The organism is Mesorhizobium silamurunense, assembly GCF_014843825.1.
Lineage (GTDB): Bacteria > Pseudomonadota > Alphaproteobacteria > Rhizobiales > Rhizobiaceae > Mesorhizobium > Mesorhizobium silamurunense.
This window is the reverse complement of record NZ_JHQR01000271.1, coordinates 65,396-85,479: the sequence shown is the minus strand read 5'-3', so window position 1 is coordinate 85,479 and position 20,084 is coordinate 65,396. Positions and strand designations below refer to the sequence as shown.

Annotated in this window: 17 protein-coding genes and 1 pseudogene; 8 read left to right on the top strand and 10 right to left on the bottom strand. The window is 60.2% G+C overall.

Going from position 1 to position 20,084, the window contains the following annotated elements; translation table 11 throughout:
* Positions 1-8 precede the first annotated feature (8 nt).
* From DH10_RS28435 to DH10_RS28415, 5 genes are all read right to left on the bottom strand, one after another.
* Positions 9-1,172: a mandelate racemase/muconate lactonizing enzyme family protein gene (locus DH10_RS28435; protein ID WP_192250642.1), complete on the bottom strand. Its 1,164-nt coding sequence runs from the start codon at positions 1,170-1,172 to the stop codon at positions 9-11.
* A gap of 31 nt (positions 1,173-1,203) precedes the next feature.
* Complete coding sequence (locus tag DH10_RS28430) at positions 1,204-2,301, bottom strand: ABC transporter ATP-binding protein (protein ID WP_192250639.1); 1,098 nt, start codon at positions 2,299-2,301, stop codon at positions 1,204-1,206.
* Between the two features lie 10 nt (positions 2,302-2,311).
* On the bottom strand, positions 2,312-3,202 hold the full coding sequence (locus DH10_RS28425; RefSeq protein WP_192250636.1) for a carbohydrate ABC transporter permease: 891 nt from the start codon (positions 3,200-3,202) through the stop codon (positions 2,312-2,314).
* A complete protein-coding gene (locus DH10_RS28420) occupies positions 3,199-4,158 on the bottom strand; it encodes a carbohydrate ABC transporter permease (RefSeq protein ID WP_192250632.1) in 960 nt (319 codons plus the stop codon). Before DH10_RS28420 ends, DH10_RS28425 begins: the two co-directional genes overlap by 4 nt.
* A gap of 76 nt (positions 4,159-4,234) precedes the next feature.
* Positions 4,235-5,716: an ABC transporter substrate-binding protein gene (locus DH10_RS28415; protein ID WP_192250629.1), complete on the bottom strand. Its 1,482-nt coding sequence runs from the start codon at positions 5,714-5,716 to the stop codon at positions 4,235-4,237.
* 212 nt (positions 5,717-5,928) lie between these two features.
* Here DH10_RS28415 and DH10_RS28410 point away from each other — a divergent pair, with 212 nt between their 5' ends.
* The 5 genes and pseudogenes from DH10_RS28410 (at position 5,929) to DH10_RS28390 (ending at position 10,918) form a co-directional block, all read left to right on the top strand.
* Entirely contained in the window at positions 5,929-6,639 is a 711-nt protein-coding gene (locus DH10_RS28410; RefSeq protein WP_192250626.1) for a GntR family transcriptional regulator, read from the top strand.
* 58 nt (positions 6,640-6,697) lie between these two features.
* Positions 6,698-7,858 carry a mandelate racemase/muconate lactonizing enzyme family protein gene (locus tag DH10_RS28405; protein WP_485020603.1) on the top strand — a complete coding sequence of 387 codons (1,161 nt, stop codon included), beginning with the start codon at positions 6,698-6,700 and terminating at the stop codon, positions 7,856-7,858.
* Between the two features lie 62 nt (positions 7,859-7,920).
* Positions 7,921-9,279: a mandelate racemase/muconate lactonizing enzyme family protein gene (locus DH10_RS28400; RefSeq protein WP_192385590.1), complete on the top strand. Its 1,359-nt coding sequence runs from the start codon at positions 7,921-7,923 to the stop codon at positions 9,277-9,279.
* Between the two features lie 102 nt (positions 9,280-9,381).
* Positions 9,382-9,709 (top strand): annotated as a pseudogene (locus DH10_RS28395) (NIPSNAP family protein).
* 9 nt (positions 9,710-9,718) lie between these two features.
* Complete coding sequence (locus tag DH10_RS28390) at positions 9,719-10,918, top strand: mandelate racemase/muconate lactonizing enzyme family protein (RefSeq protein ID WP_192250615.1); 1,200 nt, start codon at positions 9,719-9,721, stop codon at positions 10,916-10,918.
* A 183-nt stretch (positions 10,919-11,101) separates the two neighbouring features.
* Here the strand turns inward: DH10_RS28390 and DH10_RS37750 are convergent, their stop codons facing one another.
* From DH10_RS37750 to DH10_RS28375, 3 genes are read right to left on the bottom strand one after another with little or no spacing between them, the layout of a single operon-like run.
* Positions 11,102-11,560, bottom strand: coding sequence for a 50S ribosomal protein L11 methyltransferase (locus tag DH10_RS37750; RefSeq protein ID WP_192250612.1), 459 nt, complete (start codon positions 11,558-11,560; stop codon positions 11,102-11,104).
* 33 nt (positions 11,561-11,593) lie between these two features.
* The gene (locus tag DH10_RS28380) at positions 11,594-12,613 is read right to left on the bottom strand and encodes an NAD-dependent epimerase (protein ID WP_192250608.1); all 1,020 of its coding nucleotides are present in this window, start codon (positions 12,611-12,613) and stop codon (positions 11,594-11,596) included.
* A gap of 32 nt (positions 12,614-12,645) precedes the next feature.
* Positions 12,646-13,926 (bottom strand): nucleotide sugar dehydrogenase, encoded by a 1,281-nt coding sequence (locus DH10_RS28375; RefSeq protein WP_192250605.1) that lies wholly within the window; start codon positions 13,924-13,926, stop codon positions 12,646-12,648.
* Between the two features lie 904 nt (positions 13,927-14,830).
* Here DH10_RS28375 and DH10_RS28370 point away from each other — a divergent pair.
* Entirely contained in the window at positions 14,831-15,586 is a 756-nt protein-coding gene (locus DH10_RS28370; protein WP_192250589.1) for a helix-turn-helix transcriptional regulator, read from the top strand.
* A 246-nt stretch (positions 15,587-15,832) separates the two neighbouring features.
* On the opposite strand, the gene DH10_RS28365 is transcribed toward DH10_RS28370, so the two are convergent.
* On the bottom strand, positions 15,833-16,825 hold the full coding sequence (locus DH10_RS28365; RefSeq protein ID WP_192250586.1) for a DNA-directed RNA polymerase subunit omega: 993 nt from the start codon (positions 16,823-16,825) through the stop codon (positions 15,833-15,835).
* Positions 16,826-17,388: 563 nt separating this feature from the next.
* Between DH10_RS28365 and DH10_RS28360 the strand changes: the two genes are divergently transcribed.
* Complete coding sequence (locus tag DH10_RS28360) at positions 17,389-18,069, top strand: sugar transferase (protein WP_246811657.1); 681 nt, start codon at positions 17,389-17,391, stop codon at positions 18,067-18,069.
* Between the two features lie 63 nt (positions 18,070-18,132).
* On the opposite strand, the gene DH10_RS28355 is transcribed toward DH10_RS28360, so the two are convergent.
* On the bottom strand, positions 18,133-18,381 hold the full coding sequence (locus DH10_RS28355) for a hypothetical protein (RefSeq protein WP_192250583.1): 249 nt from the start codon (positions 18,379-18,381) through the stop codon (positions 18,133-18,135).
* Positions 18,382-18,707: 326 nt separating this feature from the next.
* Between DH10_RS28355 and DH10_RS28350 the strand changes: the two genes are divergently transcribed.
* Positions 18,708-20,018 (top strand): O-antigen ligase family protein, encoded by a 1,311-nt coding sequence (locus tag DH10_RS28350; RefSeq protein ID WP_192250580.1) that lies wholly within the window; start codon positions 18,708-18,710, stop codon positions 20,016-20,018.
* Positions 20,019-20,084 lie beyond the last annotated feature (66 nt).

The following is a 20,084-nucleotide window of genomic DNA, read 5'->3' as shown; positions in this document are numbered from 1 at the left end:
AAATTGAACTACCAGTTCGTAACAGAACCATCGCGGCGCTTGAGGTGAGGCGCTTCCCAGAAGCGGAAACTCTGCGCCTGGATCGCCGCCTCGTTGATCTCGACGCCCAGTCCCGGCAGGTCGCTGACCGGATAGTCGGCGCCGTCGAGCCGGGGTTGTACCGGGAAGAACTCGGAATTGTCGAAGCCCAGCTTCATTTCGGGCGCCCTGGTCTCGAGCCACGCGAAGTTCGGCACCGCCGCGGCGAGATGCATGGTCGCGGCCGTGCACACCGGACCAAGGGGATTGTGCGGCATCAGGTCCACATAATGCGCCTCGCTCCAGCCAGCGACCTTCATCGCCTCGGTGAGCCCGCCGACATTGCAGACGTCAAGCCGGTTGAACTGATGGATGCCGCGCTCGATGTAGGGCAGGAACTGCCACTTGCTGGCGAATTCCTCGCCGATGGCGAACGGGATGTCGGTCATCGTACGCAGGGATTCGTAGGCCTCCGGTGTCTCGTCCCGAATGGGCTCCTCTAGGAAATCAAGCACGCCGCGGTCGAGCTTGTTGCAAAAGCTCGCCGCCTCGGCCACCGACAGCCGATGGTGATAGTCGATGCCGAGGACGACGTCGTCGCCAAGCGCCTCGCGCGCCTTGTTCAGCATACCCGCGGTAACGCCTATCGACTCGCGCGGCTCGAAGATGTCCCTGCTGCTTTGCCCGACGGGGAAGAAGCGGATCGCCTGCCATCCCTGTGCGCGCAGTTCGCGGGCTCGTTCGATGGCAACATCGCCCTCGGCCTCGTCTCCGGTCGAGGCGAAGGTGGGGATGCGGGCGCGCTGTTTGCCGCCCAGCAGCTCGTAGACCGGCACCCCCAGCGCCTTGCCCTTGATGTCGTGAAGGGCAATGTCGATGGCGGAGATCGCCGCCTGCAGAACGCGCCCGCCTTCGAAGTACTGGCTGCGATAAACTTCTTGCCAGATCCGGCCTATCTGCATCGGGTCGCGGCCGATGAGAAACTCGCGATAGTGCTCGATCGCGCCGGCCACGGCCTTCTCGCGACCGCTCAAGCCGCTCTCGCCCCAGCCGAAGATGCCTTGGTCGGTCTCGACCTTGACGAGCATCTGATTGCGAATTCCCACCCACACCGGATAGGGCTTTATCGCGGTGATCTTAAGCTTCGTTATCATTCAAGCCACGTTCCACACGCGTCCGCCGGCGTCAGTTGGCCCTGAGGGCCATTTCAGTTTCGCCGTCGAACAGGTGCATGCGCTCCTGGTCGAACTCGAGCCAGATCTGCTCGTCGGGTGTGACGGCGATGTTGGGAGACACGCTGATGTTGACGATGGCGCCGAAGAGGAACGCCTGCACAAAGGTGACGTCTCCGGTCGGTTCCACCGTATAGGCCTTGGCCGGAATGGAGCCGGGCACCGCGCTCTTGTGCAGCTTGATCGTCGAATGTCGCGCACCGAGGACGACCTTCCTGGTGGTCGCCCCCTGCACCTTGCGCGCGTTGGGTTGCGACAGCGCGAGGCTCCAGCCTTCCGCGCTCGTCAGAACGGTGTCGCCGTTTGCCGTCGATGCCTCCAGCGGAATAAGACTCATCGCCGGGCTGCCGACGAAGCTCGCGACGAACATGTTTACCGGATGGGCGAAAACTTGCGCCGGCGAATCGTATTGCTGCAGGAAGCCGCCGTTCATCACGGCCATCCTGTCCGCCATGGTCACGGCCTCGAGCTGGTCGTGCGTCACATAGATGATCGTTGCCTTCAAATCCTGATGGAACCGCTTGATTTCGGATCGCATCTGCACGCGCAGCTTTGCGTCGAGATTGGAGAGCGGTTCGTCCATCAGGAACACCGCCGGATCTCGAACGAGGGCGCGGCCGAGGGCCACGCGCTGCTGTTGACCGCCCGAAAGTTCGCGCGGCTTGCGCTCGAGCAGCTGGGTCATGTCGAGCACTCGCGCCGCTTCCCTGACCTTCTTGTCGATCTCGTTCTTGGGCAGCTTGCGCATCTGCAGCGGGAAGGCGAGGTTCATATAGACCGACTTTTGCGGATAGAGCGCGTAGTTCTGGAACACCATTGCGATGTCCCGGTCCTTGGGGTCGAGGTCGTTGACCACCCGGTCGCCTATGAATATGTCGCCCGATGTGACTGAGGTCAGGCCCGCGACGAGATTGAGCGTGGTTGTCTTGCCGCACCCCGAAGGGCCGACGAGCGCAACGAACTCGCCGTCATTGACCGTCAGTGAAACCTCGTTGACGGCTTTGAAACCGCCGTAGGTCTTGACGAGATCTTTGAGGACCACGTGGGCCATCGGCAACTCCCTAGTGCTTGACCGCGCCTTCTGTAAGGGCGCGTACGAAGTATCGTTGCAGGACGAGGAAGAGGACCACGACGGGCACGCTCATCATAAAGCTGGCCGCCATCAGGCCTGGAAAGTCCGTGGTATTTTCCGAGAAGAAGCGCTGGATGCCGACCGGCAGGGTCAACTGCTCGTTCTTGGAGAGGAAGGTGTAGGCGTAGATGTACTCGTTCCACGCGCCGATGAAGGAATAGATGGCGGTGGCGATGATTCCCGGCGCAGAGAGCGGCATCACGATCAAGATGAAGGCCTGAAACCGCGTCGCTCCGTCGATGCGCGCCGCCTGCTCGAGCTGGATCGGGATGTTGTCGTAGAAGCCCTTGAGCAGCCAGATCGCCAGCGGCAGTCCAAAAGTGAGGTAGGTGAGCACAAGCGACCCATGCGTGTTAACCAGCCCGATCGCGCGCATCAGGATGAAGAGCGGCACGAGAAAGATCACCGCCGGGAACATGTTGCGCAGCAATACGGCGAAGAACAGGAAGTTCCGGCCCGGGAAGGTGAAGCGCGAAAAAGCGTAGGCCGCGGGGACCGCCACGATCACCGAAAGGACCGTCGTGGCGGTGGAAACGAAAAGGCTGTTCCAGAAGAAGCGGAGGAAGTCCTGGCCGACGCTGTTCTGCGGATCGAGCAGCTTCTGGTAACTGGCAAGGGTAGGCTGATCGGGCCACCATTGCGGCGGGAATTGCATCGCCGCGAAGCCGGACTTGATCGAGGTGAGCAGCATCCAGATCATCGGCAACGCGGTGTAAAGCAGCATGAACACCAGGAAGACGCGCCCGCCCCACCGCCATCCGTCGACGCGCATGCGGCGACTGGTCTGGTCCCGAGGGGCTGTCTCGGCAATCGTGCTCATGCGCTCCCATCCTTCCTCTCGTTGCCGCCGAGCGCACGGACGTAGAAGTAGCCGAGCGTCATCAGGATGAGGAACAGAAGCACCGAATAGGCCGATGCCACGCCCCAGCGCTGGCGGCCGAAGGCAAGCTCATAAATGTGGGTGATCCAGATATGCGATGCGTTCGACGGGCCGCCGCCGGTCATGATCCAGGGGATGATGAAGGAATTGAAGTTGGCCACTGCCAGCAGCAGGATCGTCACCGTCGAGACATTTCTCAAGTGCGGGAAAGTTACGTGCCAGAAGCGCTGCCATGCATTGGCTCCGTCGACTTTTGCGGCGCGCAGCAACTGGTCGGGGACTGTCTGCAGGCCGGCCATCATCATGATCATGGCGAACGGAAACTCACGCCAGATATTGACGACGATCAGGGAGGGCAGCACCGTGCCGACGCTGTCGATGAAGTTCGGCGGTCGGTCGGCCAATCCGAGTTCGACCAGCACCGCGCCGATGATCCCAAAATCCGAATGGTAGATCCACTTCCAGATATAGGAGGCGGCGACCGCGCTGATGACCCAGGGAATGATCAGGATAGCGCGCAGGACACCACGGCCGATAAAGTCGCGATGGAGCGCCAGCGCGGTGGCAAAGCCCAGGACAAAGGAGATGAAAGTGGATCCCAGCGTCCAGATAAGAGTGTTCCAGGTGACCTTCCAGAACACCTCGCTGGTGAGAATGGCCGTGTAGTTATCGAGACCGATGAAATTCTTGTCCCGGAGCTGCAGGCCAGGCGGCGTATTGAAGAACGACAGCTCGATCGTGTAGTAGATTGGATAGGCAATGACGATCAGCATCACGACGATCGCCGGGAGGACGTACGCGTAGTCAGCGCGATGCTCCCAGATATTGCGCAGCAGGCGCGAGCTACCGGGTTGCAATTCTCGCCTAGCCTCTTTCTGGCCGGTCGCGATCGTCACTTTGGCGTGCCTTGTTTTTCGGAGCGAACCGGCCACGCTCGCGGCGCAGCCGGTCGGATCGCAGGTCAGGCTTCGGCTAGAGTCCGCCGCCCATCAGGTCTTTTACTTTCTTGGCGGCATCGTCCGCTGCCTGGTCGACGGTCATCGCTCCGGTTAGGGCATTCTGCAGCATGTCTGGGACGATGATGTTCATGATCTCGGGAGACTGCGGCAGGGCTGGGAACGGGATGCCGTATGGCAGCATCGAAGTCGTGACATCGAGGAACTTTATGTTGTCCAGACGCTCCTTCATCCATTTGGTCTTGAAGCCGTTAAGGTTGCCCGGGTTCGATCCGGCATAGGCCATCTTCAGCGACCATTCGGGACTCGTCCACATGCAGATGATGGCCTTTGCCGCCGGCTCGTCTACCTTGCCGCCCTCCACATATTCGGGCTTCAGGATGTGAATGTTCGAGCCACCGAACACCACCGCCCGCTTGCCGTCGGGGCCGGTCGGAATGAGCCCGTAGCGCATGTTGTCGATGACCGTCTGCGCCTTGTCCTTGTCGGTGCCCGTCGCCTTCTTCTGCAGGTCGAGCATGACGTTGTAGTCGGACGGGTGCGAGATCATCATGCCGAGCTGGCCGGCCAGGAACAGCGGCTGGTTATCGGCCTGCTGGTTCGTGAGTGCCGAAACCGGAACCGATTTGTCCCGAACATACATGTCGTAGGAGGCCTGCAGCGCGGCCTTGCTCTGCGGGCTGTCGAGCTCGATCTGCTTATAGGTCGGGTTCGCCGTGGCTTCGTCGAAGACCCCGCCGCCATAGGCCCACAGCTGCGGCATGAAGCGATAGGGCGTATTGCCGGCGTTCTTGCGAGCTACGAGGCCATAACCGGCAATGCCGAGCTTGTCGTGGATTTGCTTGGAATACTTCACGACGTCGTCCCAGGTTGCCGGAGGCTTGTCCGGATCGAGGCCCGCACGCTTGAAGATGTCGGCGTTCCAGATGAAAGCCATCGTCTCGTTATTGGTTGGAATGCCGTAGGTCACGCCGTCCCAGGTAACGGCCTTCAGGGCGCCGGGCCAGAAATCCTCGGTCGAATACCCCACATCCTCGGGCTTGAGCGGCTGCAGATAGCCCTTCGAGGCGAACTCGGTACCACCCAGGATTTGCAGGCGGACCGCCATCGGCGCTGCATTGCCTAGGAGCGCCGTGCGGAACTTGTCGAGGAGGTCGTTGTAGGTGAGGGCCTGTTCCTCGAGCTGGATGTTCGGATATGTCTTGCGGAAGGTTGCGAAGAAATCCTTGTAGTATTGGCGCAGGAGGTCGGGGTCGCCCTCGAATACGCCCTGGTACCAGAAAGTCAGTCGCCCCTTGTAGTCGAGCGGGGTGACCTTGGCGCAATCGCCCGCCGTGTCAAAATCCTGCGTGCCCGCAATCGAGCGCACATATTCCGGCGACCACTTGCTCAAGTCGACCGGCGGCGCGCCCAGCGCCGGTGCCGACATCAACGATGCCACTAAAGCAGTGGAGACAGCGCCGCGCAGGACGGCACCGCCGAGTGTAATCCTCGTCATAGGTATCCTCCAGGTTCTCTCCCACGCCGCTTCGCTCCGAGGCAAGCGGTCCTTGCTCGTTCGGCCGCGGGGCATCTGCTTCGTGTATCCCATCGGCCATATTGTACGTTTTCAGATCGTGAATTGTCTGTCAACGCGTTGGATCGTACATTGTTTACCGAAACTTTGCATGATAATCGGATAGAGTGTGTATTAATCCAGGGAGCGGGGCCTTGGCCGAACCAACCGATTTTAAAGCCAAACCACCTGCGGGAATTGACCCCATAGGGGCTTCCAGCGAAGGCGCCTCGCTTTACGAACTGATCAGGGAAGACATCATTGAGGGGCGGCTCGCCGCCAACGAACGCCTTGTGGTCACCGATCTCGCCCGGCGCCACGGCACCTCGACCAACCCCGTGCGCGAGGCCCTGCAGCTGTTGCGCGGCGAGGGCTTTGTCATCTTTGCCCCCAACCGGGGCGCGCGCGTCCGGCCTATAGATCAGGAATTTGTCCGCGATATCTACGAGATCGGCGTTCTCATCGAGCCGGCCCTGACGCGCTGGTTTGTGAACATGGCCACCGGCGAGGACATCGCCGAACTCGAACGTATCCAGGGCCTGATCGAAGAGAACAACTTTGCCGACACATTCAGGCATAGTGAGCTGGATACCGCCTTCCACACCGTGATGTACCAGCGGCACTACAACCGCCATGCCGCCGAGCTTTGGTGGAAGCATCGGGAAGTGCTGCGAGCCGTGAGCCGGCGTTTCGATTTCACCCTCGCGCGACGTGCCGCGATCATTCGCGAGCACCGCGAGCTCATCGCGCTCGTAAAGGCGGGAGATGCCGACAAGGCGGCCGAACTCGTTGCCCGCCATGTCGAGGGCTCCGGCCGGCACATCCTCGAACATATGCGGGCCCGCAACGCCGCACGGGCCGGATAGAACACCCGGTCCGGAACATCTTCAGCCCGGCCATTCAGACAAAGGTAGTTGAGATGAAATCACGAGCATACGGCCGTGGCTGATCAAGTCCGCTGCTTCTTACTGGGGAGAGTACCTGTTCGTCGAAGTGACGACCGACGAGGGGGTGAGCGGCTGGGGAGAAATCACCACCACAACAAAGCTGGCCAACCGCGCTCTCTGCACGATCCTGCGGCAGATCGGTGCCGCCATGACAGGTGAGGATCCCGCGCGTATCGAATATCTCTGGCACAAGATCTTCCGCAGCTTCACCTACATGGGCAGCCGCGGCGCCGCCGTCGAATGCGTGAGCGCCATCGACATAGCTCTCTGGGACATCCGCGGCAAAGTCCTCGGCAAGCCGATCTACGAGTTGCTGGGCGGATCAGTGCGCGATGAGATCGCCCTCTACACCCACCCCAACCAGGCCAAATTCACCAGCAAGGAAGCTGTGGTCCGGGAAATTCAGGACATCGTCCAGTCCGGACACACTGCGCTCAAGTTCGATCCTTTCCCCCACCAGGGCCGCATCGCCGATGGCCTGTCGCGCGAACGGCGGGACGGCTACCTCGATGGCAGCATGACCCGCAAGGACGAGCGCGAAGCGGCCGAGCTCACGGCTCTGATCCGCGAAACGGCGGGCCCTGATGTCGACATTCTCATCGATGCGCACGGCCGCTTCGACGTTCCGACCGCCATTCGCCTCTGTCGAAGCCTCGAGGAAGCCGGCCAGATCGACTGGTTCGAGGAGCCGTGCCCGCCCGAGAGCCTTAACGCCCTCAAGCAGGTGCGTGAGAAGGTCAGCGCCGCTATCTCGTGGGGCGAGCGCGGCCACACGAAGTGGGATTTCGTGCCGGTACTCGAGAACAAGCTCGCCGACTACATCATGCCGGACGTCACCTGGACCGGCGGCATTACCGAGCTCAAGAAGATTTCCGCCCTATGCGAAGCCTACTACGTCCCGGTCTCGCCGCATGACGCCGCGGGTCCAATCAACGTGGTTGCGGGAGCGCAGGTGATGATGACCGTTCCCAACTTCTACAAACTCGAAACGTCGGAGTGGAACCTGGGCAAATACGATCATCTCATCGACAGACCGCTCGATGTTTCGAACGGCAGCCTCAAGCTGACGTCGAAACCCGGTCTCGGTGTCGAGATGAACCACGACTACCTTCAGGCCCATGAGATTGAGCTGAGCTAGCAACGCGCTCTATGTCGGCTCGCGTGCGGGAATACCCCCGCCGACTAGAACGAGGATAAGTCATGCCAAGAACGAGTGGAGCCGGCGAGACCCTCAATCGGGTGAACACGAACTCCAAGCCGTCCGACCTTCGCATCACCGACATGCGGGTAGCCGAAATCGTCGGCGCGCCGTTCACCTCAGCGCTGCTCAAGATCTACACCAACCAAGGGATCGTCGGGCTTGGCGAGGTGCGCGACGGCGCCAGCGCCACCTATGCGCTGATGCTGAAGAGCCGGTTGCTTGGCGAGAACCCTTGCGACATCGATCGCCTGTTTCGCCGCATCAAGCAGTTCGGCGGGCACGGCCGGCAAGGCGGCGGCGTCTCGGCGGTCGAAATCGCATTGTGGGATCTCGCCGGCAAAGCCTACGGCGTCCCTATCTACCAGATGCTCGGCGGCCGGTTTCGGGAGAAGGTGCGCGTCTATTGCGATACCGATGCGGAAAAGCCGAGCGGCACCGAAACCGGAAAGCGCCTCAAGGAGCGCATGAAGCGCGGTTTCACCTTCCTCAAGATGGACCTGGGCTTGATGCAGATCGCCCATGTCCCGGGTGCTGTGGTCGCACCCGCCGGCGCGCTCGAAGGGTTTCACGCCAATCCGCGCGCCCGTGGCGGCACGCTCGAGGAGCGCAAGGCCCGCAATCTCGCCTACGATGCGCAGAACGTGCAGCACCCGTTCAACGGCCTGCATTTCACCGAAAAGGGGATCGACCTGCTCGAGCAGTACATTCACGAGGTTCGCGAGGTCATCGGATACGAGATCCCGCTGGCCATCGACCATGTCGGGCACATCTCGCTGCAGGACGGCATACGCCTGTCGCGCCGCATCGAGAAATACGTTCCTGCTTGGCTCGAGGACGTGATCCCGTGGCAGTACACCGAGCAGTACCGGCAGCTGCAGGCCGCCACCACCGTGCCGATCTGCACCGGAGAGGACATCTACCTTAAGGAGGGCTTCGAGCCTCTGCTCAAGAGTGGCGGCCTCTCCATTGTCCACCCGGACCTGCTCACCAGCGGAGGCATCCTCGAGACCAAGAAGATCGGCGACATGGCGCAGGACCACGGCGTCGCCATGGCGATCCACATGGCAGAAAGCCCGATCGCCGCAATGGCCGCCGCACATGTCGCCACCGCGACCGAAAACTTCATGGCGCTCGAATACCACTCCGCCGATGTCAACTGGTGGGACGATATCGTCACCGGCCTGCCCAAGCCGCTCGTGAGGGACGGCTTCATCACTGTTCTGGACAAGCCGGGCCTGGGGATTGACGACGTGGTCGACGAGGTAATCTCGCTGCACCTGCAACCGGGTGTCACGGGGATATGGCAATCCACCGAGCATTGGAACAATGAATATAGCTGGGACCGGACCTGGAGTTAGCCCAGACCCCTTCCCTCATTCCCCCAGGCTCGCAGGGCCAACTACCGACCATTCGTGTCGACCTCTCCCAAGGGAGAGGCGAAGAAAGAAACGGACGAAACCATGATCTACGAACTGCGTATCTATGACTGCCTGCCGGGTAGGCTGCCGGCTTTGCTCAAGCGCTTTTCCGACCAAACGCTGGCCATCTGGGAGAGGCATGGCATCCGCCAAGCCGGGCTTTTTCACCACGGCGATCGGCGAAAGCAGCAATCGCCTCACCTATTTCCTCGCCTGGGAATCGCTGGCCGAGCGTGAGGCGAAATGGGCGACTTTCGTCACCGATCCGGCATGGCACAGGGCCCGGGACGAGTCCGAGCGCGACGGGCAGATCATTGCCAATATAAGCAGCCAGCTGCTCACGCCGACAGCTTTCTCGTCTGTGAAATAGGACTGCGCCATGAAGATCACCGACCTGCGCTGTGCTGTTATCGGCAAGCACCCGATCGTCCGCATCGTGACCGACGAGAGCCTCTATGGCCTTGGCGAAGTCGAGTTCACCAAGACCTACCTCAAGCCCTTTGTGCTGCATTTCCGCGAGGCGCTGATCGGCGAGGACCCGACCGATGTCGAGCGCGTGATGCTGAAGATCCGCCAGCGCGGCTCGTTCAAGCCCTATGGCGCCGCCGTCTCCGCCATCGAGCATGCCTTGTGGGACATCGCCGGCAAGGCGGCCGGCGTTCCGGTCTACAAGCTGCTCGGCGGCAAGGTGCGCGACAAGGTGCGTGTCTACAACGGCTCGATCCGTCAGAAGCGCGCCGGCGACCGGCCGGAGGACTACGCCGCCGACGTCAAATGGATGATGGAGCAGCCGCAGAACTTCTTCATGATCAAGCAAGGAATCTCGTTCCACTCCAACATGAAGGACACCGTCGAGGGCTTCCATTACGGCGTGACGCAGAAGAAGGCCGGCTACCACGGCGCCATGGATCAGGGAGTGATCAGCGAGCGCGGTTTCAATCACATGCTCAACTGCGTGATCGCGATGAAGGAAGTGCTGGGCGACAAGGTCAGTCTGGCGCTCGACTGCGGTCCGGGCTGGATGCTGCCCGATGCGATCAAGTTCGCTCGCGCGGTCGAGAAGTACAATCTGATGTGGCTCGAGGACATGCTGACTGGCGACTACGTGCCGTGGGTCAATCCGCAGGCCTATCGGGAGCTGACGACCTCCACCTCGACGCCAATCCATACTGGCGAGCAGATCTACCTGCGGCACAATTTCAAGGAACTGATCGAGACGCAGGCGGTGCGTGTCATCGGCCCCGATCCGGCCGATGTCGGCGGCATTGCGGAGCTCAAATGGGTCGCCGAGCACGCCTATATGCACTCGATCCTGATGGCGCCGCACGGTACCGCGAACGGCCTGCTCGGCCTCGGCGCGCTGATCAATGTCTGCGCCACCTTGCCCGCCAACTACATCGCCTTCGAGTATCCGAGCGCTTCCGACCCCTGGTGGGAGGACCTCGTAATCGGCCTGCCGCCGCAGATCGTGACGGACAGCATGGTGGACCTGCTGGAAGCGCCGGGACTTGGCCTCGATATCGACGCCGAAGCGGCCAGGAAGTATCTCAGGGAAGAGGATGCGGCCTTCTTCGACTGAACTGTCCTTCCTTCGCCACCCTGCACCACGCGCGGGGCAGATGCGGCCCCTCCATCATTGACGGCACCAGCAATTGGTTATGCGGCACCTGCCGCGTCCGCACGTGGTCGGACAAACTGTCCGCCTGGCTCGCTGAATATCGAACGGCAGTCATAGGGACCGCTTTCGGTCGAAGCTCCGGCCTCAGGTCTTGGTGAAGCCCAACTGCCGAACTGGGCCATGGTCATAGGAGCTTTTTTCGATCGGCGGCACGGTGCGCCCGCAAGCCAGATATGTTCCAGAAATCAGGAATATCATCAGCGTTGAATCAAGAATGTCGTGGCCGACAAGAATGCCGGCCAGCCCGCCAACAAAGTATACTATGACGGTGACGACGATCATCGTCGGCGCGAACCGAGAAAGGACGGCTTTCGTCGTCTCGACGCAGTCGGTGTCGTAGTCCAGCGCCTGGACCTTCGCCGCCCCAAGCCGAAGGGTGGCCGCCGAGTGCAAACCCGATCCGCAGCCGATATCCAGAAAGGTCTTGTCCTTCACATCGCCGACGAGGCGGCTAAGGTCTTCGCAAGCGCGATCCAGGTGTTCCTGCTCGAAGCGCTCCGCGAGCTCAGACCAGTTGCGGCCGAAATCATAGCGCGCGTTCATGGACTTTCACCCGTCGTCCGCCGAAGCTGTCGATCATACCCGATAGAATTCCCGATACCATTTCACGAAACGCGGAACCCCGATCTCGATCGGAATCCCTGGTTTGAATCCAGTCGCCTCCTCGAGCGAGCTGACATCGGCGGAAGTTGACGGAACGTCGCCCGGCTGGATCGGCATCAGGTTGCGGTTTGCCTTGCGCCCGAGCGCGTCTTCCAACACTTCGATCAGCCGGTTCAGTTGAACGGGTGAATTGCCGCCAATGTTGTGGATCCTGAACGGCGCGTTGCTGGTTGCCGGATCCGGCGCGGCACTTTTCCAATCAGGGTTGGATGTCGCGGGCTGCCGCATGACGCGGACAATGCCTTCAACAATGTCGTCGATATAAGTGAAATCCCGCTGCATGTTGCCATAGTTGAAGACGTCGATCGGCTCGCCGGCGAGGATGGCCTTGGCGAAGATGAACAGAGCCATGTCCGGCCGTCCCCAAGGACCATAGACGGTGAAGAAGCGCAGTCCGGTCGTCGGCAGTCCGAACAGATGGCTGTAGGTGTGCGCCATAAGCTCGTTGGCCTTCTTGCTTGCCGCATAGAGGCTGAGCGGATGGTCGGCAGAATCGTGAACGGAGAACGGCATTCGTGTACTGCCGCCATAGATCGAGCTGGAGGAGGCATAGACCAGATGGCCAACCGAGGCGTGCCGGCATCCTTCGAGGATATTGAGAAAGCCGCTGAGATTGCTTTCCGCATAGGCGTGCGGGTTGGTCAGCGAATAGCGCACGCCGGCTTGAGCCGCGAGATTGACGACGACCTCCGGCGCGGCCGACAGAAACAGCGCCGAAATACGGTCGCGCTCCGTGAGATCGACATGCTCGAACCGAAAGTTCGGAAACCCGTTCAGCCGGTCGAGTCGCGCCCGCTTCAGGGTGACGTCGTAGTACTCGTTCATGGAATCGAGTCCGACGACCTGCCGGCCATCGGAGAGCAGTCTCTGACAGAGATGAAAACCGATGAAACCGGCCGCGCCGGTGATCAGAATTGGCCTGCTTGATGTCACTGCTTATCCCCAGCGTCGATTCGGGCCGAGCCTCACAGGCTCCAATATCTTATCGTGCCAGGAATTTCATTCGGCTTGAAGGCAGACTTGATGTCGAACAGCGTTCCACCTGGCCTGATCATCTGAAAAATGCGGGACTTCCCACCTTCCAGATATTGCTTGTGAGGAACCGCCAGAACAAGCGCCTGCAAATCTTTTATTTCCTCAATCGGCAGGATTGTTTCGCCATGGTCGCGTCGAGCGGTTTCGGCATCGGCAAGCGGGTCGTGGACTTTGGGGACAATGCCGAACTGCCGTAGTTCCCTGACCATGTCGAAAACGCGGCTGTTGCGCAAATCCGGCACGTCCTCCTTGAAGGTCAGCCCGAGAATGCCGATGGAAGCTCCTTTGACGGGCATGTCCGAGCGGATCAGCTGCTTGACGACCTGTTGGGCAACAAAGGCTCCCATCCCGTCATTGATACGACGACCGGCGAGGATGATCTGCGGATGGTATCCCTCAGCCTCTGCCTTGGCGGTCAGATAGTATGGATCGACGCTGATGCAGTGGCCACCCACGAAACCCGGCTTGAAGGGAAGAAAGTTCCACTTTGTCGACGCGGCATCGAGGACATCCTGAGTCCGAATCTCGAGCCGCTCGAAGATCATTGCCAGTTCATTCATCAGTGCGATGTTCAGATCGCGCTGGGTGTTCTCGATAACTTTCGCTGCCTCGGCCACCTTGATCGAGGGGGCGCGGTAGACACCGGCATCGATGATGCGGCCGTAGATATCCGCCACGCGCTCCAGCGTCTCGGTATTCTCGCCAGAGACGACTTTGACGATCCGTTGCAGCGAGTGTTCACGATCGCCAGGGTTGGCTCGTTCTGGCGAATAGCCAAGCGTGAAGCCATGAGGGTGCCTAAGACCTGAAATCCGCTCGATGATCGGCCCGCAGAAATCTTCCGTCACGCCTGGATAGACCGTCGATTCGAAGACGACGACCGCGCCCTTCTCAATCGCTTCCCCGACAAGTTCGGATGCCAACTTCAGAGAAGCAAGATCGGGGGCGCGGTTGATATCGATAGGGGTCGGCACGGCGACGATGAAGAACGTCGCGCCTTTCAACATCTTTCGGTCGGCGGTGAGGACGATCGACGTTTCCTTGAGCGCCGTTGCGTCGACCTCTCCCGTGCGATCGATGCCGTCGCGCAGTTCGTTGATCCGACGTTCGCTGATATCAAACGCAATCGTTCCTGGGAAAACCTTTCCAAACGCGACAGCTACCGGCAAGCCGACATAGCCTAACCCGATTACAGCAATGCGTTCGGACATCCGCAGATTTCCTCAGGTCATTTATTGAGTCGAGGCGCTTGTATGGCAGGCGGTGTTTCAATTCAACGATGCGCCATTGCGAAGGAGAAGTCTCCACTCAACCCTGGATCGGCGGCACGGACCACCTCGGCCCTACTCTGCTGCGGGTCGGCGTAAGCGCCAAGACCCTGCCAGTTCTGTACGGAACAATGGCGCTCGCGATAGGCTTGGCATTCACTGCGTGGCAGAGTTCATAGAGCCAATGGGCAGGAGGCCCCGGGCCGTCTTCCGCTGGCGAGACTGTCAACGACAATGCCTGCTCGAGTAAGCGAACGAGGCGTGTTCGTGCACCGCCGTAAGCGCCAGCACCTGCGACTTCGCAATGCGTCGCGCTATCGAAGACAGGCGAGTGTCTGAAGCGGTTCTTGTTCGAGTTGCCGGTCAAAAAGAAACCCCGGCTGCAGCGGTTGGGTGGGGGACACTGGCAGCCGAGGTCAATGGGTTTTCCTGGAATTGTGGCGCCATTTCCTCCGGGTCGCAAATCTCCACCATGAGGTCGAGACAGGCCCGCGCGCAGCTTTGGGACGCTGAATTGCCTCGCTACAATTTAAGGTTGTCATCCTTTCGGCTAATTTAGCCACCTAAGATATAATTACCAAATTGTTAACCCGGATTAATGCACCTTTTCCACAGCATCGTAGTATGCATTTGAGGCTGGATTACCTCAATGGAGCGGGGGTGCCATACGTCCGTGGGTTGGGCCGGCGTATGCACTACTCCTTGAATCTATTCCTCAGTTGACAACCAGTTGCCCGACACACGGTAGGAACGAGCGTATCAGTTCATGCCTCTGACAAGCCTTGCGAGGGTCAAGATATAAAGGGGGAGCGAGCAAAGTCAGCGGCGGAGAGGAGTAAATAAGGCGATGGGACATGCTCAAATTTCCGATTCTTGGAAGGACGCGACGGGGTTACAGAACGGGCATCTGACGGACGTGAACGGGCTCGGCACGCCCGCTCTCGAAGACGGACATCAGACCGAAGGCCTGGTCGTAATTGTGGACAAGCGAGCGCTCGAGCGCGAATGCCTTGCTCGAGGCCTTATCGAACATAATCCGGCTTTGCGCGTCAGCGCCGTCGGATCTCTTGACGAGATCCAGCACATTGCCAGCGGGGCGGAGCCATCCGCCATTCTCGTTATTCTCGGGGCCAGAAAGGTTACCGACCAAAGCGTTCGGGCGGAACTTGTGCACCTCATCTCCGAGGTTGGCGCCGTGCCAGTAATCGTCGTGGTGGATTCCGACGAGCCAGGGGAGATTCTTGCGGCTCTCGAATGCGGCGCCCGTGGCTACATTCCCACGAGTGTGAAGGTGAAGGTCGCTGCCGAGGCCATCGGTCTCGCCCGCGCCGGAGGAATCTTCGTGCCCGCCAGCTGCGTGCTGGCGCTACGCGAGGTCATCCATTCGACCGCAAACGGGGCCCGTCCGCTTGCCGGCATGTTCACCTTGCGCGAGGCCGCGGTCGTGGAGGCGCTCAGGAAAGGCAAGGCCAACAAGATCATTGCCTATGAGCTCAACCTCTGCGAGAGCACCGTCAAGGTCCATATCCGCAACATCATGAAAAAGTTGAAAGCTACGAACCGCACGGAGGTAGCCTACAAACTTAGACAGATGATGCTTTGAAGGCTGCCCGGTCTAAAGCGCGTCGCGCTGAAACGGATTCACGCGACGCGCTTTAGATCTTTGTTTTTATGCATGTCGTTTTCGCAAAACCGCTGCACACTTTTGCGCGACATGCATTAGCGCCTGGCAATAGAACGACCGGCACGCCAATGCTCGGACGTGGAGGCGGACCTCTTTCAGGTCCACCCTCCACGTCTCAGGTTCAGAAGTTTGAACGATCCCTCCGGGCCCATGAAACGAATACGCTCAGGCCGATGTGCAGGCATGTTCCCGGTCGAGCGATCCTGCCTTCACGAGAAATCCAACGCTGTCTCCGCCCAACTCCGCATCGCGATATGCGGCTTCGGCGGCCTTCAGGCCCCCCGTCAGTCTGCGGATCACCGGAGCCGCTCCGAGTATCTCGAGCGGCAGGCCCAGCTCGCCGCGGTTGGGGCGCTTCGGCGGCCAAACCTTGAGGCCGAAATAGCTGGCTGCCGAGCGGTCGATCCCGCCGCTGAACTGCACCAGCAGCGCCTGGCGCGATCTCCTGGCAATACGGCCCAGGCTGTTGATGTCCATTGGCGGTTTGGCCGAGGGCCTCATCGCGACGATGATCACCTCCCATGCATCATCGGTCAGCAGCACCGGATGCGAAAAAACACTGACTCTTGCCCCACGCTCCTCGAGCATATGCTCGAGGAATGGCGCGCAGGGCGTGTCGCAGACGATGGCGAACCTCGAGGCACGCTGGTCGACGCCGGCATCCTCGAGCAAGACCCGGCACAGCCGCGCGAATTCCGGCAGCAGGCCTATGGCCGGGTGGCTGAGATTTGGAGCCGCAACCTTGATGCCGGCCTCGTCACAGGCGTCGAAGTCCAAAACGCCTGGCCGAAGCTCCCAAGGTTCAGCCATGAGCGAAACAACCGCATGAGAGGGCAAGAGCTCGATGAGCGATCTCGAAATCGGCCCGACCTGGGGACAATTCGTGATGATGTCGACGTCCTGCCATTTGCGGCTTTCGATGCGGTTTGTCACTTCCACGCGTTCGGCGACCTTGGCGTATTCGGCAAATGTCAACGTCGCATCTGCGGCTGCCGCCAGGCTCGGATGTCTGGAGGATACGCGAGTGAGTGCAACGACACGGTCGGCATTGGCGAGCGCCGCGGCCGTCGCAGTCACTGCTTGATATCCTGTCGCAGCGCCGACCACGACGGTGAGGCCTGAGAGATCGAGATCGAGCAAGCCTATCTGCTTGCGCACGATAGCAAGTGTTTCCGCACGGTCGATCTCGGGAAGATGACGAGCAGCCGGTCTTGCGGGGAAATCACGGGACCAAGGCTTCAGAACGGGCGCCACGTTACGTGCTCTCCACTATCAGGCAGGCTGGCATTCCTTGACGCGGAAGATCTGCCCGTCGGATCTCGTCCGGACGCGACGCGCTTGCTTTTCATCCATCGCATTGCCATGCGGCTTTGCCGGCTTGCATTCGGCAAAAGTGGCCCCAGACACTCTCTCAGCATCCTCGCCACGAGAGGTAGGGCCCGAATTCAGTCGGCGCTCTCGACCGCCGGTGCCGAACCAGTTCCAATTCGTCGATCACGCAATACAGTCGAACTTGCCCGAACCGCTACTGCAGAAAACGGGTGCCCGGTGATACGCCGTTTGATCAGAAGGCTTATCGATACCGCGCCGGCAATGCGCGGTTCAGGCTAAGGGGGTAACCGGTACCAGATACGGCGCTACCTCCTTTGCGGTTCTTGCCGGGAATGAGCCGCCGCTGTGAAGTTGATTGTTGAAACCAGCCGTATTCCCTGGCGAAGCTCATGACAATCAGCGCATTTGATATGAACCCCCGCAGGCCCGGCATCCGCGTCGGCCAAAACCATCGTCCGCTTGGGGGACGGCCCAAGAGGATCATGGACGTGACCGTCGCATCGGTCGCGCTTGTCCTTGCCGCACCGATTATGCTTGTGGTTGCCCTCTTGATATTGGTGACCGACGGTGGACCGGCGATATTCTCCCACACCCGGATCGGCTTCAACGGCAAGCGTTTCGCCTGCTACAAGTTCAGGACCATGGTCGCCAACTCCCAGCAGGTTCTGGCCGACTATCTTGCGAGCAATCCCGAAGCCGCCAAGGAGTGGGAGCAGAATTTGAAATTCAGAAACGATCCGCGCGTCACATTCCTGGGGCACATCCTCAGGAAGTCGAGCCTGGATGAGTTGCCTCAGCTCATCAACGTGCTGCGCGGCGACATGAGTTGCGTCGGCCCTCGACCGGTCGTCCCCGATGAACTGCAACGTTACGGCGCCTGTGCGATCGACTACCTTCGAACCCGGCCCGGTCTGACCGGCGCGTGGCAGGTGACGGGCAGGGACGCAATAGATTATCCAGGCCGTGTCTCTATCGACAGCCGCTACGTGCGAAACTGGTCCATATGGGCCGATGTCGTCATTCTCATCCGGACGGTCTTCGCCGTGATGAGATTCGATCATGCGTCTTGATCGGCGAGAAAGGCAGCGAACCTAGGGCGGCACGGCCGCGTCGAACAGGTCCGGCGCCGGCCGTCATTGCTCATGGGTCATGCCGCGACGCCACACGACGCCGAGGAAGACGCCGAGCAGGTAGGCGCACTGCAGCGTGACGACGAAAAGCAGGATCGAAAGCAGACGGTCCCAGTCGAACAAGCTGCCGATGCCGCCTGCAGCCGCGCCGAACGCGACAATCACCGCGGTCATGACGATGAGCGCCGGTGCCCGAACACGAAATCCGAGCAAAATGCCGATCACTCCGACGGCGACAAGGCCCCAAAGCACGGCGATCTCCTATGGTGCGGAAGACTCGGTGTGCCGCGCCCAAGTCTCCCATATCTGCGAATCCCTACCAACACCCAATCCCGGCTGCGCTGCCTGACCGGCTCTCGACGTGGCAGCGGGGAACCGCGGTATCTCCGACCCTTGCACAAAAGGCGTAGGGCACCTTGTCCGGATGCTCCGGTTTCGCTCATTCCCTTGTCCACCGGCTGCGCCTACGCTGCTCATGAAATAGGTACGCGGAGTATTCACCCGCGGTGCGGCAGCGCGCCTTCAATCCGGCATTGGCGCGCAGTTGCTGCATAGCGCTTTCGGCGTGATGTCCATCCATGCTGCAGACATCCATTCTTTTGCTTATCGTTTCGATATGGTTCCCCGGCGCCACTCGGATAGCCGGCACCGATGGCTCGCTTTCCTTTTTGCTGGCTTTGTTCTGCGCCGTGCTGAGCATCGTTCCCTACGCCGAAACGACAAGACGCCTTCATCGGACTGACGCAGCCCTGGCGACTGCCGTGCTGACGATGTCTGCTGTCATCATGATTCTGTCCCTGCTGTCGGCACTTTACGCGGACAATCCGATCAGGACCATGCGCGCGGTCTTCGCGCAGGTGTTTGGTTTCGCCATTATTCCAACGATTGCAGTGATCGCCACGAGGCCCAGGGGGTTCGAGGCAATCGACAGGATTGGGATGGCCATGGTCATCATGGTTGCTGTTACATCCTGCCTTGTCGCTGTCGGGCTGGGCGACGCTCGATTCGCCGATCGGGCGGAAGGCTATTTCAAGCATGCAAACCAGCTCGGAATTGCCTTGTCGGCCGGTCTGCCGCTTGTCGCTGCGAAGCTGGTCGCTTCTCGAAGGCACCGAATCCTCCTCTCGGGTTGTCTGCTCGCGGGACTCCTGGGTCTGGTTAAATCGGGATCCAAGACGAATTTCGTCCTTGGCGTCGCAGGTCTCGGTACGTTCTTTGGGCTATACAGTATCTATCTGGTGATAAGGAAGCAGCGGCCAATAACAGTGATCGCGGGGGTGGTTGCCGCTCCGATATTATTCCAAGCGAGCTTGGCGACATTGCAGTTCCTAAATCCGCGAGCCTACAAGCTGCTGTCACTTCAGCTTTCCGGCGGTGAGGCGCATTCGATCGTGTCGCGGCAACGACTGTGGTCCATATCGATCGATCTCGGCCTAGCGCATCCGTTCATGGGCGTGGGGGCAGGGCAGTGGGTGGAAGACATCGCTCCGCATAGCCATAACCTGTTCATCGACTATTTTAGAACACTGGGAGTGCCTGGCTTCGCGTTGGTATTGACTATCGTTGTGCTGGTCGTGGCATATCTGGTCTGCGCCGTTCTTCACACACTGGTCGACAAAGGGAGGGGCGATCAAGCGACCGAAGTGAATGTGATGGTGCTCGGAACGTCGGTTGCCGTGTGGAATTACCTCGTCGCGAACCAGATGAGCGATTCCTTCGGTCCGTCGACCTCGGCTTTCTTCTGGCTGCCGCTGGCTTTGCTCATATTCTACCGCGGCATGCAACGATCATTGCAGACCAGATCTAACGAGAACCCAAAGTTGTACGCCGGGACTGGGTCTCAGCTCTTCGGACACGGAAAGATAAGACAGCTTCTTCCCAGTCGTTGATCCTCCGCGAGTTAACCTCACCACCTTAATCCAATGACTTCGCAAAACGTTCGCGACCTGGCGGGA

What these genes read in the sequence shown, in the direction of transcription:
- DH10_RS28360 (WP_246811657.1), top strand. Translation starts at nt 17,389, where the DNA reads ATGACAATCAGCGCATTTGATATGAACCCCCGCAGGCCCGGCATCCGC.
- DH10_RS28350 (WP_192250580.1), top strand. Translation starts at nt 18,708, where the DNA reads ATGCTGCAGACATCCATTCTTTTGCTTATCGTTTCGATATGGTTCCCC.
- DH10_RS28390 (WP_192250615.1), top strand. Translation starts at nt 9,719, where the DNA reads ATGAAGATCACCGACCTGCGCTGTGCTGTTATCGGCAAGCACCCGATC.
- DH10_RS28430 (WP_192250639.1), bottom strand. Translation starts at nt 2,301, where the DNA reads ATGGCCCACGTGGTCCTCAAAGATCTCGTCAAGACCTACGGCGGTTTC.
- DH10_RS28435 (WP_192250642.1), bottom strand. Translation starts at nt 1,172, where the DNA reads ATGATAACGAAGCTTAAGATCACCGCGATAAAGCCCTATCCGGTGTGG.
- DH10_RS28375 (WP_192250605.1), bottom strand. Translation starts at nt 13,926, where the DNA reads ATGTCCGAACGCATTGCTGTAATCGGGTTAGGCTATGTCGGCTTGCCG.
- DH10_RS28415 (WP_192250629.1), bottom strand. Translation starts at nt 5,716, where the DNA reads ATGACGAGGATTACACTCGGCGGTGCCGTCCTGCGCGGCGCTGTCTCC.
- DH10_RS28400 (WP_192385590.1), top strand. Translation starts at nt 7,921, where the DNA reads ATGCCAAGAACGAGTGGAGCCGGCGAGACCCTCAATCGGGTGAACACG.
- DH10_RS28370 (WP_192250589.1), top strand. Translation starts at nt 14,831, where the DNA reads ATGGGACATGCTCAAATTTCCGATTCTTGGAAGGACGCGACGGGGTTA.
- DH10_RS37750 (WP_192250612.1), bottom strand. Translation starts at nt 11,560, where the DNA reads ATGAACGCGCGCTATGATTTCGGCCGCAACTGGTCTGAGCTCGCGGAG.
- DH10_RS28425 (WP_192250636.1), bottom strand. Translation starts at nt 3,202, where the DNA reads ATGAGCACGATTGCCGAGACAGCCCCTCGGGACCAGACCAGTCGCCGC.